Below are 19,684 nucleotides of genomic sequence, written 5' to 3' on the forward strand. Positions count from 1 at the left end.
ACATAAAATCCCTATCCCCTAGAGCGTATTTCCCGCTTCATAAAAACTATGTAGGAAAGCAGAAAACAAAGCAGCGTAAGCGACAATAATCCCGTAAACTGTGGCCAAACCAACATAATGCTCTGTCCCAATGGCAGGGAACTTGGGATGGCCCCTTGCAATTGCTCCATGCTGAGTGGTCCCAAACTACGTATGGAAGGTACCAAAATGGCGGAGGTAATTCCATCAAACAACTCATTTGGCATGATCTGTCCCAGATAGAACTTCAGTTTTTCATAGAAGTAAATGGCTTTGGGGGAGGCGAATTTTGATGGTTCATATGCCTTTATGATCATGTTGGCAATCAAAGGATAAAAAATGGTACAGAACAACCATACCGCTATCCCCAACAAAGCGGAAGTGGCAGATTGTTTAAATCGGACCGAAAACAGAATAGAAAGGTTCAACCAAAAGGACACATAGACAATACTAAGTACGGTATATACCATTATCCGCATAAATTCTTCCGCAGTGGGTGGTATTCCCAGGGCTATCAGCCCCGAGCCCAAAACCAGGAAACTCAATGTAAAAAACATCACGCTGATTACAACTATACCTGCCAGGAATTTGGCATTAAGTATGCTATCCCTGGGAACGGGTTGCGCCATTACCCTACTCAAAGTTCCCCTTTGTTGTTCCGAACTAATGGCATCGAACCCCAAACTTATTCCGAATAAGGGGCCGAGGAATCCCACAAATCCAAAAAAAGGCGGCAGGGTACCATTGGATTTTGTAAATAAGTTCAAGAAAAAAAAGCTATTTCCCGAACTATCTGCCGCAATGGCCTTCATGCCATCGGCCATAGTAGAAAACAACGTTGCCATACAGGCCAGTGAAATAATGACAAATAAAATTATAAAACGCCAGTTCCTAAAATGGTCGGAAATTTCCTTTTGTACCATCGCCTTAAAGGGAGCCCAAGGAAAATCACCTTTACTGGTTCCCGCATCGTCATCCCTAAATACCAAGGAGTGCAAGTTAGAGGTCCACTCGCGAAGTTTTAATTCGTTTAATTTTGATATCCCCACTCTTAAAACTTTATTTTTCATGTGTTTTTGTCTTCTTGAAAATATTGATAATAAATATCGTCCAAACCGTATTCCTTTTTACTAAGGAAATTAAGACCATATCCCGACTGTACTACTAGTCTGGACAATTCAGCAGAGACATCCCTATGGGACTCTACCACAAATTTTCTCTCCTTTAATTCTACATGTTCAACCTCGGGTACCGCTTTTATTTTGTGAACCAACTCCTTTAATGACAAGGAAGGTTTAACATTCTGTGCCACCGTAGATATTCCCCCTTCCAAGGTGAAGGCGTTTTTGGAAAACAACTGTTGGGCCAAGGAGCTAATTTTGCCCTCCGCCAGCATTTTACCTTTCACGAAAATCCCCACCCGATCACATACCTGTTGAATCTGGTGCAAATGATGGGAGGAGAACAAAACGGTTATTCCTTTTTTTCTGCTTAGGCGGACAATGAGCTGTAGAAACTTTTTTACCCCTTCCGGATCAAGGCCTAGAGTTGGCTCGTCCAATATAATTACCTCGGGGGTTTTTATGAGCACATCCGCCAAACCAAGGCGTTGACGCATTCCCCGGGAATAGCTGGCTACCTTACTATCCTTCACATCCTTCAACCCCACCTCTGCCAATATCTCCAAAGCCGTCTTCTTGGCCTCTTCCTCTGGGATGTTGTTTAAACGGGCAACGTACATAAGATTCTGCAATCCTGTATAATCGTTGTAAAAACCCACATCTTCCGGTAGATATCCTACTTTTCTTTTCACCTCCAGCGGATACCGGCTACTGTCTATTCCACATACCTTTACGCTCCCCGAATCCACCTCGGTCAGTCCAAGAATCATAAGAATTGTTGTTGATTTCCCCGCCCCGTTAGGTCCTAAGAGACCAAATATTTCGCCCTTTTCTATAATCAGGTTTAAATTGTCCACCGCTATATGCTCGCCGTATTTTTTGGTCAATCCCTTTATATCTATACTATTTTCCGCCATTACCTTCTACCGTATTTTCTAAACAGATAATAAATTCCCCCCAAGGTCCCTAAGATGATAAAGATCCCGAGCCAACCCCATAATAAAGGTGTCTTTACCATAATCCTAAAAGAAGCGGTTGAAGTGGCCTCTGGGGTCTTGGCCGTAATCTTGGGCAGGTAATCCCCGGGAATGGCCTTATCGGCGGATTTAATGGTAGCCTGTATCTTTGTACTGCCCCCGGCCTGAATAACCGGAATGGTATCCGGTTCAATTGAAATTTCCCAATCCTTGGGTTTTGAAGCGCTAAAGCTAACATTTCTCAATTCGCTGGTTCCAGTATTTCTTAGCAGCAAATCCAATTGCTTTTCCCTTCCCGAAGTAACACTGGTACTCAACAATCCCGTTGGGGTGGTAAGCTCCATATCATAGGACCCTTTAATGACCACCTCCAATTCCAAATCGGCTGTACTATACTTGTTGGTTGCCTTTACAGGTATTTTAAACGATCCGGATCTTACTTGTGGGGAAGGCTGTACGTCTACCGTAATATTGGTGGTTTTACCCGCTTCTATCTCTACCGCAGTGGCCTGCCTACCATTGGGCTTAAACGCTACGTTCCAACCCCGTGGTGGTATTGCCAACAAAGAATATAACTGCTTTTCACTTGTATGATTCTTTAATTTTGTGGAAAAGTTGAAGTTGGATTTGGAATGCCCTTCCATATTGATCTGATCCGAGCTAAACTCTGTCTTAAAGGTACCCTCTTCCGAAACGTTGACCACTATGGGCAGCACATCATAATTCTTGGCAACAAGCCTAATATTATATTTCCCCTTATCTACCTTCAAAGGTACGTTTAAGGTCAAGGATACCGTTTTTTTCTCCCCAGGCAAAACAGCTATCCGCTTAATGGAATAACCTCCGGCCTTTAAGATAGAATTCCAATCGTGGGGTAGCCCGGAAAGGCCAATTTCTACATCCTTCAATTGACTCCCATAGTTTTTAACCTCAATGGTATAGTCAATGGATTCTCCAGGGGGTACCGTAATGTCAGTATAAGGTGTATAGAGTATTATGCCATTTCCAGCCTTGGCAGCCGGGCTATAAAAGACTAATAAGGCAAACAAAAAGAATACGCTTTTTAAGTAAAGTTTATTGGATTTCATAAAAAATGGTTTATAATTTATAAAAGGTTAACACGTTTGGGCCGAGCTAACGGCCGGTCTATTTTATTATTCATTCAAGTCAATTTGGAACTATTCATCGTTTACCAAAAGCCCTTATAATCATCATCAATTGCTCTTGTAGCGCCTTTTGGGGGCCATAGGTTTTGGTCAGTTTTTCAATTTGTAAATCCATATACGATACATCTATAATTATTTGGTTAGACAATAATTTAGCCTCTCAATGCGGGCGTGGACACCCTATAAGTGCCAAGCCTGAATATTTTCCGTTAATGCCTTATTGATGAGGTGATTGTATAAAAAATCCTTGATGGTTCCGAATACTTTATGGCAGCTCCTGTACGGTACTGTTCAACAAGATGGATCTGTAGGGAACCGTTTTGAAAGCGAACGGAATCTATATGCCTGTACTTTTTGTGGGGCAAACTAATTTGAAAATCCATATCCTTGTTATGGACACCCTGTGAAATGGAACCGTTAGTATACCCGAACAGACCTGTAAATCGCTTTATTTTTAAGTGTAGAATGCCATTCTGTATCCTTACGGAATGATTGCCCTTTTTAAGAAAATTCGCCGAAATCAGGATATGGACCCCGGCATTATCCACTTTCATTTGGAATTTCCTGAATTTCAACGTGGGAAGGGAACTTAGTCTTTGGTGATCGTTTTTTTTCTTAGTTGTCTTTAATGCTTCCATAACTATTTTTTTAAATTATACTTTACGGTTAGTAAGTAATCGTCTAAAGAAACAGAACGAAAAAATGATTGCTTTTTGCGCTAAAAGGAATTCCCAACACAGCCTATATTGGCTATTGGGTTTGCGGAGCCTTCACTCCTATATGCTAGGGCCATTATGCCCTCATCTGTAAAACTTGAATTCAAAAAGCTCAGTCCCCAAAGAAAAAATAGGGAGTAGATATTGGAACAACCTTCCCGAGGTGGGAGGTTGCAAAAGATGCCCACTTTTTGTGCCATTTGACAATAGATTCTTGGTTGTTCTTTCAATTGACCAAACTGAAAACGTGGGCGAAAAATCGTTCTCTCGTTTAATAAATTGCATGATATCGCTATTTCAAATTTTGAATAAAAATAAAAATTCAAAGAAAATACTAAAAGTTAAAAAATGTGAAAATGTTGACTTCTTTCCCTCTTCAATCCTTCCGGAGTACTCAGGACAGGAATTAAATAACATTTTTCAAAGAATATGGCCATAGGAATTCATTGCAAAACTGAGTAGGGGGTTCTTGGGCAAGCTTTCTTTTACAACCAAAAAGGACTCATAGAAGTAATTCTACAAGTCCATTTGTCTTTCTAATTTACAAGTTTTAGGCTTTCTCTCTCCTTTGAAAAACTATTTTCAGGGGCCGATTTAGGAAGAGTTTCTTGAAAAGTCTCGAGTTTTCCCAATAATTCCTTAAGTTTTTCAGGATTTTCAGCGGACAAGTCCTTCTGTTCTGCCCAATCCGAAGCAATATTGTATAGTTCGGCCCTTCCTAATTTATCGTTGGTCAAAAGTTTCCAATTGCCCTCTTGTACAGCAGCACTAGGCCAAAAATCTGGTCTGTCATTGGAAAAACGCCAATCCCAATAGATGGGCTTTTGCCGGTTAAAAGCATTGCCCATAATAGCAGATACGATACTCTCACCATCTGGTTGGTAATTCTCAGGATAGCTTGCACCTGCCAGGTCCAAAAATGTCGGCAGCAAATCTACGGTGGCCAGTTCGGTAGTATTATCTATCCTCCCAGCAGGCACTACACTCGGCCAACGCACCAAGAAGGGTATGCGCACACCGCCTGCAAAAAGGGAACGCTTACGACCTTTTAGTCCACCAGTTTCCCCTACCGAATAATAGGTTCCCAAACCTGGTCCGGTAGAATTATCCTCTGTTATTTTATTTTTACCTGTTATTTCGGGCCCATTATCAGATGAGAAGACAACTAGGGTATTTTCATCTATTCCCAAAGTTTTTAGCGTGGTAAACAATTCCCCAATACGGGCATCATACTCGGCCACAACAGCGGCATAAACCTGTTCCTGTTCGCCCAAATGCGCAAATTGTTGCATGTACTCATCCTTGGGGTAATGCGGAGTATGCGTCGCATGGATCCAAGCATTTACAAAAAATGGCTTATCCTTATTGCGTTTCACAAAATCAATAGTTTTATATATAGTAGAATCCGCCTGCATTTGATGTAAGTTGCTTGGTAAATTAAATGCACCATACTCATCGTATCCATATTCCAAGGGAGAAGGTGCATCTTCAACATGGGTATTGGACAAATGCCATTTACCAAAATGGGCCGTAGAATATCCAACTTCCTTTAACATTTTGGGAAGTAAGGGAGCCTGAGGATTCAACCAATCCGGCATATTTCTTTGAATATGTGATTCTACAGAAGCAAAATGCCCGTGCACACTTTGTCGTGCAGGGTATTGCCCTGTCATTACCCCAACCCTACTTGGTGAACAAACAGGATTAACCACAGAGAAGTTCTGAAAATCGATCCCCTCGGCAGCCATTTTATCCAGGTTGGGAGTTTTACAAAAAGTGCTTCCGTGAATTCCCAAATCGCCATACCCCCAATCATCTGCGAAGATGAATATGATATTTGGTTTAGTTTCTTCTGCAGCTATTGGTTCCTTTTTAGCTTCTTGTTTACCACCACATGATAGGATTAGCAGGGAGCTAAAGGACAAGATTATAGATCTTATTTTCATCTTTTAAATTAAATTTTAAGGTCTGTGTTTTAAAATCAGAAACGGCCGTCGATCCTTGAGGACAGCAAAACCGTTCCATACGCAAACCTAAAGACAAACCTTAAAATGGTATTTCTCAGTTCGCCCTTTCTATTGCTCATTTCGATCAAGAAGGAGGAAATTTAATTCTGGCTGCATTTCGTTTAAATTAGATCTACGATTTGATCCAATTGGGCAACTCCCAATTCTCCTTTACATAAGCCTGGGGTGTACCGGCTGTTGTTCTTCCGTCCTTTATGATGTTGCTTATCTTTTTGGTAAGTCTTTTTACTACATCGGGATGTTCAAAATAGAGGTTGGTAGTTTCGCTTGGATCTACTTCCATATTATAAAGTTCAAATACCGCTTCCCCTTCTTTGGGTTGAATAAATCTAGGTTCCAAGGACCCCCCTGAACCACGCAGCATGTTCAATTTCCATTTCCCATCGCGTATGGCAAAGTGGCCCGTTACTGAATGATGGATTACCGGCCCTCTAACTTTTTCATTGTAAGTCTCCCCTTTTAAGATCGGCAACAGGCTATAACTATCCTCACCCGCATTATCCGGCAGCTTTACTCCAATGATATCGGCAATAGTCGCCAGATAATCGGTCTGGCACACCGGGACATCTACCTTTTTCCCCGCCTTTATTGCATTGGGCCAACGCATTAAAAAAGGTACGCGATGACCTCCTTCATAAATGTCGCGTTTGCCGCCCTTAAAATTCAAACTACTATAATGATTATAGTCATCCCGTTGCAGAACGTAATTGGTTTCCGCTCCATTATCGGAAGAAAAAATCACCAAAGTATTGTCTTCAATACCATTGGCTTTCAAGGCATCGAGTACTTGTCCAACCCTATAATCCGTTTCTTCCATAAAATCCCCATAATTACCACAGTTACTACGACCTTGGAAATCGGGGTGGGTACTATGTGGTAAATGTGGACTGGTCAATGGTAGGTATAAAAAGAAAGGCTTGCCATTTTTTGCCTCCTTGGAAGATTCATCAATATACTCCACTGCCTTATTGGCCAGCGTTTCAAGTACCAACTCGTCATTGAAAGATGGTGCTGCCTCTACCCAGTCTTTACCTCCCTCTTTTTCATATGGGGGTGTCATTCTGTAGGCTGCCGGGTTTATCCGGTTCCCGAAAGACCTTGGCTTATCATCATCTTTCTTTTTGGTCCATACGACCGGAGGATCCAAAACCCTATCATTTTCCAAATAGGTAAGTATGCCGTAGTTCATGGATGCGGGAATCCCGAAAAAATAGTCGAACCCCTTCTCAATAGGACCATCGGTAAAGGGTTTGGACCAGTCTCGATCCTTGCCCAGACTTCCTTGAAACTCCATCTGTAGATGCCATTTCCCTACCATAGCGGTGTTATAGCCATTATCCCTTAGCAAGGAGGCAATGGTCATCCTATCCTTTTCTATCAAACAGGGGCCATCCGCACCAAGAACCCCTTTTTTAAGAGATGTCCTCCAACTGTATCGCCCTGTTAACAAGGAGTATCTGGAAGGGGTGCAGACCGCATCACTACTATGACCATCCGTAAAAATAACTCCCTCATTGGCCAATTTGTCCATATTGGGGGTTCTAAATTTGGCCTCTGGATTCAAGGCTCCCACATCGCCATAACCCTGATCATCGGTGTAAATGATGATTATATTTGGTTTCTGTAAATTTTGCGCCCCAGTTGTTATTGAAAATAATAGCAATAAAACACTAAGGCCCTTTTTGAATAAATGCATAATCTCTTTTAAATTAATTTTTATGATATCTATCTACCACGAATACCCTTACGAACTTCCTGCAATAATGCTCTAGACTCCGGGGATACTGAACCGTCCTCGTACATTTCTAGATTTATGGAAAGTGGATATCGATTTTTTTGCGCATGTTCTATTCTGCCAATAAGATCATCAAGGGTATGTTTTGGACTGGCTATGGTAGTATTCTTATCTATGTGTCCCCATCTTTTTTCCAAAGTGAAACAGGTATGTGCCTGTAAGCCCTTATAATTTCCTTCTGGAAATACACCGTCCTTAAGTCCTGTAAATTGTTTTAGACCCTCTCCGGCATAATAATCCTGATATTCCGTAACCATGGGTAAAATCCAAGAATTATAGGAAATTATGCGTTGCTCATTATTAGTTTTGGCGGCCTTACCTATCTCCTTAAAATTGGCCGTAGAAATTCCTCCGAAACTACCATCAAAATGGGTGTCATAATAGCGCTGGGCCCCGTCAAAAAACCAGCCGTCCAATTTTTTTCCATAACGATTACCCACCTCCGCCACGATGTTCTTTAGGTTGCCGTATAATTCCGTTTTATCGGCTTTATAGCCCCCAGACGCCTCCATCCAAGTAGCGTCTATGGAATGGTAGCAATCATAACCGTAGTGATAATAGAATATCAATTTTATTCCTTTTGCATAAAGGCGATCTGCCATTTCGCCCAGAAGATCGCGTTTAGTGGTTCGTCCCTTTAATACCTTATCCAAGGATGCAATGGGTGCGGAAATATATTGTTGCCCCCATGTCATAGACCAGATGACATATGCCGCCCCGGATTCCTCCACCATATTCACAAATTCTTCTATATCAAAATCATTGACTTTATCTTCCCATGCCTTGATGGTATCCCCTTTTTCCGGTGTTGCCCTATTGGTCCACTGAAACATTAAGCCGTATCCTGCATCTTTGAACCAGTCCGCTTTTTGCCTCAATTTAAGGGCCTCTTCATCTGTTTTAACTGCAAAAGATAGGGCTGTCAATTCCAAGGCGGAAAGTTTAAATTTCTCGGCCGTATTAATTTCCAACTCCAAAGTGTTGATTCCTTTTTTTAATGATATGGTTCCCAAGGTAATTTGGGACCAGTCCTTTTCATTACTATTAAACTGTTGACTTTTTCCATTGCATGATAATGTCCCCTGTATATTGGCACCTAAGATCCTAGCAACCACTTCATAATTCCCCACTATGGTCGATTCCAATTGCCATTTCATATTATATGGCCCTGGTGCTTCGGACTCTATCCATTGGAACATATAATTTAAAACCGTTGTCTTAAAATTGGAGCCAGTTTCCGCCAAACCCCCGGAAAGCACATTAATCTCCTTATTACTGATTACTATAGGTTCAATGGCCTTTTTTGTACTATTACTACCCGTCTCAGCGTAGGGGTCGGGAGCATCCTGGGCATTCACTGGTATGGTAATTAGAAATAGCAGCAGCATAAACCAGCCCAACTTTAATCTATCTTTTTTTAAATTGCCCATATTATTTTGTAATGATATTGATCCATACAAACCTCATCTTTTTTCATCCTTGGCCAAAACTCAAACCTACTTTTTTTGGGCTTTTTTGAATGGATGCCAATAACCGTCATCATTAGTGCAAGCAAAATTCCATTATGCATTTATTCATCCAGAGGAATTTCATTATCCGTCCTAAAAGGATAGGCAGGTAAGTCTGCCCCATTAACTAAGTTTACCTCAGGTTTTCCGGCAAAGGCATATCGCACAAAGAGCGGCTTCTTTATTTTATCATTGGACAACACTACCGTTTCTCCTTCCAATTCAGTTTCTGCCACCTCCCATTGCATGGACCCATCAGCAATCCAGAATCCCGTAGGTGCTTTTCCATCGATAGTTTTTAATCCATGGGCATTCTTAAAATAAACTACAAGGGCATTGTTTTGTGCCTTTACTTCGTCTAGAATGGGGCCTTCTGCAACAACATCCTTATTTAGGGTTTCTTTTTCTGCTTGCAGTGCCAACCTAACGCCAATAGGAAGTTTATCCTTGGGATGAACATTTGTTTCGTCCCCTAGATCAATGGTATTGACAACAGAGGTATAAGGAAGTTCCAATACCTTCATTTGCGACTCGCGCATCCATGCCCAAGATAAAGCGGTAGGACTTTTAGGGTCTATGTCCGGGTTATTGTTCGTGCCCTTTCCATAACCAGGAAGCATTACTACCGAGAAGTGCATCTCATTATTTTTCCATTCTTTTCTATAACGCCTGATCCATGATTGAAGAACATCACCATATTCTTTCATCCCTATCACCCTATGGTACCAATTGTCCTCGTTTACCTCGGGTACCCCGGAATAGTAACGTGTGTTGCGTTCCCCTTGGTACCAAACCAATCCTCTACAAGCATAAGGTGCCAAGGGTTTCATCATGGCATTAAAGAGAATATTGGGTTGCCTCCGCATAAAAATATCCTCTTTGGTAGACCATCCTTCATCACCGGAAAGGGCAGAATTGATTCTATTTCGGGTTACCGTATCGGCGTCTAAATCCTCTATAATAGCTTTAAAATATGGGAACTCATTGCTCATGTCTCGCGGCATCCAGGCTTCTAGGGAAGAACTTCCCCAGGAGGCATGTATTATTCCAATAGGAATATCAGCGGACTTCTCAAGGAAGTATGCAAAACCAAAAGCAACCGCACTGCTTGGGGGTACATCTGCCCATTTTCCGCTAACATTGTCTTCTTCCTTAAAGGAAACCGTTCTCTTCACCTCAAAACTTCTAATATTTTTTGAAGAAGCCAACAGTGCTTTTGTTTCAGGAACATTGTCTACCGAAAATTGCATGTTGGACTGTCCTGAACATATCCAAACTTCACCCACTACCACATTGGACAAGACTATTTCCGTTTTTCCGCTGATAGTCATTTCCCTAGGTATTTTCGAAGCCTGCATGGGCTCTAATTCAACCATCCATTTACCATCTTTCCCTGCTTTTGTTGAGGTGGTCTGGCCAGCAAATTTTACCGTTATTCTTTCCTTGGGCGCTGCAACTCCCCAAACAGGAACTTCCATGCCACGTTGCAATACCATATTATCGCAGAATAAATTGGATGGTTTTAACTCCTGGGAATGTGCAACTGATATATAAAATAATAGAAAAACAAGTTGTACTAAAATGAATGGCTTTTTCGTCATTCTTCAAAATTATAAGTTTTATTCCATACTTTCCTCAGGAGTCAGTCGTATTTCTTTGAGACTTGCACCTTTCCTATTTCCATCTACCAAAGAAACGGTTATGGTATGCTCTCCCATCCTTTCAAATTTTAGAAGTCCCATTTCATAATAATTGTAGACCTCTGATGAGTTCTGTTGGTTCTGAACAACGTTTCCTTCATCCGAAGTAATGTTCCATACCAAGCGGCCAGATCCCGCATAATTGAGTTCCGTTTGATAGTAACCGGGTTCTTTCACCACTACCTTCCAAGTCACTTTACCCTTATCTGTCCAATCTTGGGCCTGTTCAATATGCTTCCACTCCCCAAATTTTTCCATCCACCTTTTTTCTGAGATGGCAACACCTTCCGCTGTGGCGAAATCCACAGGAAGTACCGTAGCAAAAATGGGGTCTAGACTGGAGCTGGTGTCTACCTCCGGACGGCCATCTAGCTCAACCTCTATAATGGAAATCAAGTTTTCTGGACGTTTGGCCGGAAGAATTAATTTGGCCCAATTCCCGTCCCTGCTGGTCTCCAATTTTAGCTGTTCTCCGTTTACCCAATGCTTTGCGGAAGTTATATTATTCTTTAGGCCTGGAAGCCACAATTTACCATCCAATGGCCATTCATAAACGCAGAGGTTCAACTTGCCATCTGAGGCTATGGTAGCATCTCCCCAGGGCAACTTTCGTCCCCAAGGTGAAGGCCCAGTCTTATAAATTACCTGCGGGTATCTACTGATCCACTCTCCAGAAGCCCTTAACGATTCCTGCGCCTCTATCGGAATACTGCCATCGGGTGCGGGCCCAACATTCAACATATAGGTGCCCCCGCGAGCCACTGTAGAAATTATACTCTTCAATATGCGTTTAGGGCTCTTCCAATTCTGATCGTACCAAGCATAACCCCAAGAGTCGTTGGTAACATCTACCGTTTCCCATAGGCCCCCAATATTTTTTACGGGAATATTCATATCGCCCAAAGATTTATAATCTCCCAATCCGTGGCCTGCCCTACCAGAAATCATAGCATTGGGTTGATGCTTGCGGACTACATCTACCAATTCCGCTACATATTTCTTCTCCATATTCCCGGGAGTATCAAACCAGACCATGGCAATATCCCCATATTCCGTAACTATTTCCTTTACTTGGGGAAGACATTTTTTCTTAAAGTAATAATCGAAACCTACTTCTTTGCCTTTCTCATTGACCTTGGGTCCTCCATTGCCCCCCGGAAAAGTCCAGTCCTGATTGTGCGAATAGTAAAAGCCGAATCCAAGGCCCAGTTCTTTACAAGCCTTTGACAGTTCTTTCATAGGATCTCTGGCAAAGGGAGTGGCCTTTACAATATTGAAATCATTACTTTTGGAATTATACATGGCAAAACCGTCATGGTGCTTGCTGGTAACAACAACATATTTCATCCCTGCATCCTTGGCCAATTGGGCAATTGCCTTCGCATCAAAATTTACCGGGTTGAAGTTTTTTGCCTCTGCCATATATTCATCTACCGGAATATTGGCCCTTCTAGGATTCATGATCCACTCACTAATGCCGTAATAGGTACTATCCTTCCATTTGTTGGCAATGTTGGAGTAAATACCCCAATGGATGAACATGGCGTAATTGCCATCATCAAATAGTGCTGTCCTGGAGGCGGGGGCATCCGCTCCCAAAGTGTTTTGTTCGCCCCACATTTCGTCCATTGACTTTCCATTTTGCTTTTCTTGTCCCAAAATAGTACCAACTTGCAGTACAAGTGCCATCAATAGCAATATGGATTGCCTCTTCCCAATTTTTAAATTCATTGTTTGCTTGTATTTATAGATTTATAATTTTTTAAATGACGAAGTTATTAGGGGCTATTTTTCTCGACCATTCTCATGGGCGAACTATACATATAACCTTCCGGATCAATAATATTAACAAAATAGGCCTGTGAATTTTCAGGCAATGTTGCTGATATTCTTTTTTTAGAATGGGTCAAACGAGTAGTGGCTTGCTGCCATTTGTAATTATCCCTACCCCAATCTGCCGTATCTGTGGTATAATACAAAAAAGCTTTTGTTGCTTTTCCATCGTAGCCATATACCAATTCGTTCTTTCTCCTTAACTTCTTGAACTTAGACAATAATGGGCGCTTACCCTTATTTACAACATAATCTGCAAAAGCGTAAATTTCTTCCGGTTCCCAACCTGGGCTATGCCCGTGTTTCATATTATGTTCAATATAGAGGTACTTTTCGTTTTTGAAAGCTTGATACGTTTTTGTGAAGCTGTTCATAGTGAAATGAAAATCATTGGTGCCGTTCACAAACAAAGTAGGTTGTTCTTGCAAGGGGATGTACAACGAAGGTTCCCAATTTTGAAGGTAGAACTGCCGTTGTTCCTTGTTCAAAAGGGTTAGGAGGCGACTATAATGGGGAGTTTCATTCAAAAATCCACAACCATATACCGGGATTGCAAAGGCATAACGATCATCAATGCCCGTAATCACATTTGTAAGAATGCCTCCCCAAGAAATTCCGCTAATACCTATGTTCTCAACATCCACTTCCGGAAAACTTTTAAGCAAACTGGTGGCTAGCATTACATCTGCAACGGCGTGATAAAACCATTGGTCCTGCAGTCTTTTAGTAACAACATCCTCAAAAAATCCTATTCTTCGCGGCCCAGAATATTCATGGCCCGGCCATAATTTTTCCCCACTACTTTGTTCAACTCTTTCTCCAGGAACCTGGCCTTCCAGGGCTATTGCAATGGCAATATATCCCCTATCTGTCCATTCCTTGACCCATTCCGGAAAAGCGGTGCCGCCACCACCATGAACCAAAACCAAAGCAGGCCTTTTCTCCCCTTTTATTAGTCCGTTAGGCACCCCATACCAGCAAAACACTTTTGTCTGTTTTCCGTTATAATCCAGTCCCTTAAAAAACAAGCCTTTTATATTTGAAAACTGTTGGTATGCTGCAAAATCATCGGTAAGGCTAAAATTTGGTGTATTTAACACTCCAGCTTTTACAAGTTCACTTTTTACCCAAAGTGGTCCATTTAGAGCATTGGATTGACCTTCCGCACTACTGCAAATGACCAAAAACAAAATAAGGAACGCCAAGACATACCTTTTTGTGGTAGTTTTATTCTGTATTGGGAGCAAATAATTTAAATATCGCATTATTGATTTAAAACCTTTTGATAACCATGACCTTATATATTTTGAGGTACGGTACTAAATAAGGTCAAATCTAATTATGGAATTGGGAGAAGGCCTTCTCTTTTCAACCAATCCTTTGCTTATTTCAACCAATCCGCTTTTATTGTAACCATAGGATAATGTTAAAACACAAAACAACCATTAAAAACCAAGTTATAGTTTATAATAATCGATGTGAATGATTTAAAGGGACATTAAATATAATTTGCCAAATAGGTAAGTAGACTATATGATTCCCTTTATACTTTTGCCTTTAATTTGTCTTGGTAAATTCGGAAGGAGAAACTCCGTGGAGTTTTTTAAAAGCTGTGGAGAAATAGGAATTGGATTCGATACCGATTTGATACATGACCTCGGCCACATTATAACCTTCATTATCGTTTAAGAGTTCTGCTGCCCTTTGCAATCTAAAATTTCTTAAATAGACATTTGGAGCCTGACCGGTAAGCTGTTTAAGGCGACGGTAAAAGTGGGAGGTACTAAGTCCAATTTCTTGGGCGAGCTCTTCGACCCCAAAATTGGAATTCGAAATATTTTTTTCCATTATGGCAATGGTATTGCTCAGAAATTCCTTGTCCCTGGTCGAAATACCGACGGCATTCTTGGGAAGCTTGCTATTCTTTGAAAAATATTCCTTTAAACGTTCTCTGGTCTCAATCAATTTTTCTATCCTAAGCTCAAGGTGTCTCAATGAAAATGGTTTGCCAATATATTCATCAGCGCCAAATTCGAGTCCCTTGATCATATCTTCGTTCTCGTTCAATGCCGTTAAGAGTAACACACGAATATGACTAAGATTAGGATCGGATTTTATTTTCTCGCACAATTCAAAACCGTCCATGCCGGGCATCATTACATCGCTAATGACCAGATCGGGTTCATTACTTCCAATTTTTTCGAGCCCTTCAATCCCATTGTTCGCTACTTCAATATTATATTTTTCAGACAAAGTACCCTTTAAAAAGGTCTGTACATCCACTTCGTTTTCCACCAACAAAATTGAATATTTCCTTTTAGTACTATTATCCGTTGACAAGGACATGTTTCCTTCAGTAATATTAGAGGACAGGGGGATCCAGTCATCCACAAAGGACTTTTTGGTAAAATCAATTTCGTCCCCCTTGTATTCATTCAGGGATTTGGAAGGTAGAACAACCGTAAAACGCGTTTCAACACCAGGTTTGCTCTTTACAGAAATCTTACCATCGAGTAGATTGACCAAAGATTTGCAAAATGACAGGCCTATCCCACCTCCACTTACCTTATCGGTCCTATTTCCCAATTGATAAAACCGTTCGAAGATATTTTCCAAATCTTCTTCAGGTATTCCCTTACCGCTGTCTACCACATCTATATAAATCAGTTTTTTCCCTGACCCGTATTCTATTCTTGATTCTATACCGATAGTGCCAAAGGCAGGTGTATTCTTAAAGGAGTTGGAAAGTAGATTGAATATAATACGTTCGGTCTTTTCTACATCGATTATGATCTCTTCGTCCGGTGAACTAATTTTATAAGTAAAATTGATGTCCTTTTCAATGGCATAATTTTCAAATGCCTCAATGGTGGGGTTAATAAAAGCACCTAAGGTCTCTTTCCTTAAGTTCAATTTCAGTCTCCCTTGTTCCGCTTGTTGAAACGTAATCAATTGGTCTGCCAAGCTTAAAAGCCTTTTGGTATTTTTCTGGATCAGTGCTAAATATTTGTTGTTTTCTGGATCTGTATTTCGAGTAAGCAACCGCTCCAAAGGGCCCGCAATCAATGTCAACGGTGTTCTAAATTCATGGGACATATTGGTGAAATACTGAAATTTGCCCTGATTGATGGTATGCACCCGTTCTTTGTCCAATTCTTCAAATTTCAACCGTTGTTTTAATTTCTCATGTTGTGAAAAATAGACGACTATTCCTATTCCTATACCCACGGTGAGCAATGTAAACAGCAAATAGCTCCACCATGTCTGGTACCAAGGGGGCAATATTTTAAGGTTCAAGGTCTTGGTCTCTGTACTCCAAATGCCGTCTCCATTGGCCGCCCTTACCTTGAACACATAACTGCTAGCGGGCAAGTTGGTATAGGTGACGGTGGTTTTGCCTTCGTTGACGGTTACCCAATCCTCATTAAAACCCTCCAATTTATAGGCTACTTTATTTTTGGAAGGAGTAGAAGTGTGCTCCACGGCTAGATCAAAAGCAATAAACTGTTCCTTTTGGCTTACGGCAATACTTGTTGTCTCAGAAATAGACCTCTCCAGGATTATCCTGTTATTCAGTTTTTCCCCAATTCTTACGCGCTGATTGTTTACCAGGAGGTCGGTAATCAAAACCTTTGGAGGTTGATCGTTAAGTTTAATATCCTCTGGCCTAAAAATAGTTAGCCCATTCAATCCGCCAAAATAAAAATACCCCGATTTACCCTTAAAAAAAGCCCCTTGCCTAAAGTTATTCTGGGCGAGACCATCGCGCACATCAAATACATCTATAGTACTGTCCTTTAAATGAAATCTCAATAATCCCATATCGGAACTTAACCATATAAAGTTATCCCCTTCCGGCAAAATACCATAGATGGCGTCGTCCGGTAACACATCATTTTTTCGGAAGAACTCTATTTCTGATGGCTTCCCAGTACTATCGATTGTCATTTTATTCAACCCACCACCAAAAGTACCTACCCAGATATTTCCTGAATTATCATCATATAGGGAGAAAACATTCTCATAGCTTAATCTTATTTTGTCATTCTTGTTGTCCGAGTACTTATGGTGAATCTTAATTTCCTTACCGTTATAACTTGCATTTATCAAGCCTTTTTTGGTGCCGATCCACAATGACCCATCTTTGGTCTTAATGAAGGTATGGCCAATTTCATTTTCTAAGGAAATAGTCGACCTAACCTCCAGCTCCGGGTTTTTATTACTGTCAATTATTGCCCATGGATTTTGCACAATGGTAAGCTGGCTCCCTAACAGTAGAATTTCATTTTCATCTACCTGACAAATACTTCGAATTCCCTTATTGAAAATTTGAATTCCACTCTTTGCCAAGTTTACTTTTTTAAATTGATCTCTTGAGGGGTTATACACTACAATTGAATTGTCCGTGCCAAACCATAAATAACCTTTTTTGTCCTCATAAATGCTGCGAACAATATCCATATCGGAAATAGGAATTCTATTTTCCAAATTTTCAAACTTAAGCGAGTTTAAGGTTTCATCATTTACCGTAGTGGTACTTCTGAAAAGTGGGGTGTTGTAACCGGACAACCATAACCTTCCATTTCTGTCTTCGAGAATCGCCGTCAATAAATTATCTGTCAAGGACTGCCGCTCATAGGGATTGTTGGAGTAGCTTTTAAATTGTTTCTGGCTAAGGTCCAATTTATTTATTCCTCCTTGGGCCGTACCCACCCACAACACATTAAAATCGTCCTGAAAAAGAGCATTAATATTTTGGCTACTTATACCAAAAGTATTTCGGGGATCGTAGGCAAAGTGTTTAAAACTATCCTCATCTTCCACATATTTAAAGAGTCCGTTATCCGTTGTGCCGATCCACACACTGCCGGAATGGTCTTCAAAAATAACGTCTACCATAATGATAGCGCTTTTGGAATTTAATTTTTTATCCTTACCAAAATTGGTGATAATGTGTGCCTTTTCACCCTCAAAAGATGCCTTGTACAAGCCTTTTTCGGTACCGATCCAAAAAATATTATTTCTATTCACGAGACAGGAAACGGCCTCATTTTCCAAAGTCTTAAATTGGGTCAAACCCTTAATCTCCATATCACCGCCAGAAACACGGGTTCCAAGGGATAAATTCCATAAGCCCATAGCAGTAGCCAGTACTAAAGAATTTTTATCCCTAAACCTGAAATCGTTTAGGAAAGGAACTTGAGGATATGATTCAAGGATGTTATGAGAAACCTGGAAGACGCCATTCTGTATATCCGTAAGTTGGCACACATATAACTCATTTTCACCGGAAAACCAGATTTTGCCATCCGGTCCGGAACTAATCCTACTAATACTAAGCCTATGATTTAGGGGTACTGTTAGGAATTTTTCGAGTGATGGAATATAAACATTAAGGCCAAGGGTAGTTCCTATCCACAGTAACCCATCCTTATCCTTAAATAACTGTTTAACGTCGTTGCTAAGAATATTTCCGTTGCTCTCGGATTGGGTGGTATAGGTTTTAAATTCATAACCATCATGCCTAATGAGTCCGTTTGGCGTACCAAACCATAGAAATCCGTACCGATCCTGTACTATGGAATTAATGGTATTCTGGTTAAAACCTTGCTGATTGGAAAACCTTTCAAACTTTTGGGAATACAGGGAGAATGGGGCCGTAAAGCTAAAAATTACGACTCCCCAAAAAAACAGTAACCCAACTTGCTTATAATTTCCTCTCATTCCTTTGGTCAAATCTTTGCAGAATACTGGCGTCCAATACGTTTTATCATAGGATATAAGCAAATATAAATGTGTTGGGTCATAAAGCCTAATTTATTCACAGGACCTATATTTCAAAAGGTACAGGCCCATTGCAATGCGATAGTAGAACGAACCCCGCCTTTTTGGCTGGGTTTCTAAATTACTACCATGAATTTACCATGGACATTAGTACATACCTTCTCCTTCAAATTCAAAGTTAAAGCAAGAAATTCTAAATCCCTTTTTTGCGTAAAAAGCCATTCAAAAATCCAGGAGTACAATAGACCTTATTCCTAAAAAGGAGGTTAAATTCTACGCTCTTCCTGTTGAATTAAAAAACGGATTCAACTTTCTATAGTTGAACCCGTTGAAACTACATTACACAAAATTTTAGTTGCCGCTGATCAAGCTTAATACGGACTTTTTAGTTTCACCTTTTTTCCAAGTTTATAACTCATACCAACATTGAAATACCAACCATTAACCATGTTAAAATCATAAACCTCCTCGTTGTCATAACCCTGAACTTCCATATGATTATAAAGGGTATAGCCACCCTTTGCATTCAATTGAAAATTGCGCCAAAAATTGAAGTTATATTCCAATCCGCTTACCACACTGGTTTGTCGTAGAGTTCCCAAATAATCCTCCTTGTATATCTCTATATCATCATTAATATTGCCAGTAAATCCGTCCAAAGCAGTAAATGCTTCAAAACTACTGTTTTTGTTCCAGGTCCATTTTACTCGGCTATCAGGTACCCCCAGTTTATAAGCCCAGGAATCATTGATTCGTTTAGTGTATGAAACTGTGGGTATAGGAAAGTAAAGTCCGTACTGGGCATCATTAATGACTCCGAAACTCCACATGGATCCTTTTTCTTCGTTTAATTTGTCGAATATTAATGCGCCGTTAAAGAACAGGTCTTTTTCACTAAAGTCCATTTCATCAAAATTTGAGGAAATCTGGGATTGGGCCATGAGTGGAAAATCCGGTGATATTGACCACCTAATTCCGGTTTAAACTGACCATGGCATTCCTGAGTATGTTGACCACCCCATTCCGGGGCATGTTGACC

Annotated in this window: 13 protein-coding genes; 1 reads left to right on the plus strand and 12 read right to left on the minus strand. The window is 40.7% G+C overall.

The genetic code is table 11. From position 1 onward, the window contains the following. Positions 1–11: 11 nt before the first annotated feature. The 4 genes from MWU82_RS03305 to MWU82_RS03320 all read right to left on the minus strand — a co-directional run bounded on the left by MWU82_RS03305 (position 12) and on the right by MWU82_RS03320 (position 3,920). On the minus strand, positions 12–1,088 hold the full coding sequence (locus tag MWU82_RS03305; protein ID WP_247095209.1) for an ABC transporter permease subunit: 1,077 nt from the start codon (positions 1,086–1,088) through the stop codon (positions 12–14). Then, positions 1,085–2,056: an ABC transporter ATP-binding protein gene (locus tag MWU82_RS03310; RefSeq protein WP_247095210.1), complete on the minus strand. Its 972-nt coding sequence runs from the start codon at positions 2,054–2,056 to the stop codon at positions 1,085–1,087. Before MWU82_RS03310 ends, MWU82_RS03305 begins: the two co-directional genes overlap by 4 nt. Beyond that, on the minus strand, positions 2,056–3,204 hold the full coding sequence (locus MWU82_RS03315) for an NEW3 domain-containing protein (protein WP_215949282.1): 1,149 nt from the start codon (positions 3,202–3,204) through the stop codon (positions 2,056–2,058). Before MWU82_RS03315 ends, MWU82_RS03310 begins: the two co-directional genes overlap by 1 nt. Positions 3,205–3,491: 287 nt before the next feature. After that, positions 3,492–3,920 carry a hypothetical protein gene (locus MWU82_RS03320; protein WP_247095211.1) on the minus strand — a complete coding sequence of 143 codons (429 nt, stop codon included), beginning with the start codon at positions 3,918–3,920 and terminating at the stop codon, positions 3,492–3,494. Between the two features lie 175 nt (positions 3,921–4,095). On the opposite strand from MWU82_RS03320, the gene MWU82_RS03325 reads away from it, so the two are divergent. Further along, entirely contained in the window at positions 4,096–4,437 is a 342-nt protein-coding gene (locus tag MWU82_RS03325; RefSeq protein ID WP_247095212.1) for a hypothetical protein, read from the plus strand. Positions 4,438–4,534: 97 nt separating this feature from the next. On the opposite strand, the gene MWU82_RS03330 is transcribed toward MWU82_RS03325, so the two are convergent. The 8 genes from MWU82_RS03330 to MWU82_RS03365 all read right to left on the minus strand — a co-directional run bounded on the left by MWU82_RS03330 (position 4,535) and on the right by MWU82_RS03365 (position 19,586). After that, positions 4,535–5,944: a sulfatase-like hydrolase/transferase gene (locus tag MWU82_RS03330; RefSeq protein ID WP_247095213.1), complete on the minus strand. Its 1,410-nt coding sequence runs from the start codon at positions 5,942–5,944 to the stop codon at positions 4,535–4,537. Positions 5,945–6,137: 193 nt separating this feature from the next. After that, complete coding sequence (locus MWU82_RS03335; protein ID WP_247095214.1) at positions 6,138–7,721, minus strand: arylsulfatase; 1,584 nt, start codon at positions 7,719–7,721, stop codon at positions 6,138–6,140. A gap of 29 nt (positions 7,722–7,750) precedes the next feature. Next, positions 7,751–9,250 carry an alpha-L-fucosidase gene (locus MWU82_RS03340; protein WP_247095215.1) on the minus strand — a complete coding sequence of 500 codons (1,500 nt, stop codon included), beginning with the start codon at positions 9,248–9,250 and terminating at the stop codon, positions 7,751–7,753. Between the two features lie 140 nt (positions 9,251–9,390). Further along, positions 9,391–10,929: a sialate O-acetylesterase gene (locus tag MWU82_RS03345; RefSeq protein ID WP_247095216.1), complete on the minus strand. Its 1,539-nt coding sequence runs from the start codon at positions 10,927–10,929 to the stop codon at positions 9,391–9,393. 18 nt (positions 10,930–10,947) lie between these two features. Then, positions 10,948–12,759 carry an alpha-L-fucosidase gene (locus MWU82_RS03350; RefSeq protein ID WP_247095217.1) on the minus strand — a complete coding sequence of 604 codons (1,812 nt, stop codon included), beginning with the start codon at positions 12,757–12,759 and terminating at the stop codon, positions 10,948–10,950. Between the two features lie 47 nt (positions 12,760–12,806). Further along, on the minus strand, positions 12,807–14,066 hold the full coding sequence (locus tag MWU82_RS03355) for a prolyl oligopeptidase family serine peptidase (protein WP_247095218.1): 1,260 nt from the start codon (positions 14,064–14,066) through the stop codon (positions 12,807–12,809). Positions 14,067–14,418: 352 nt separating this feature from the next. Next, on the minus strand, positions 14,419–18,585 hold the full coding sequence (locus tag MWU82_RS03360; protein WP_247095219.1) for a two-component regulator propeller domain-containing protein: 4,167 nt from the start codon (positions 18,583–18,585) through the stop codon (positions 14,419–14,421). Positions 18,586–19,016: 431 nt separating this feature from the next. Then, a complete protein-coding gene (locus MWU82_RS03365; RefSeq protein WP_281502393.1) occupies positions 19,017–19,586 on the minus strand; it encodes a DUF6268 family outer membrane beta-barrel protein in 570 nt (189 codons plus the stop codon). Positions 19,587–19,684: the final 98 nt, after the last annotated feature.

This window comes from Arenibacter sp. S6351L (genome assembly GCF_023016025.1).
GTDB classification, from domain to species: domain Bacteria; phylum Bacteroidota; class Bacteroidia; order Flavobacteriales; family Flavobacteriaceae; genus Arenibacter; species Arenibacter algicola_B.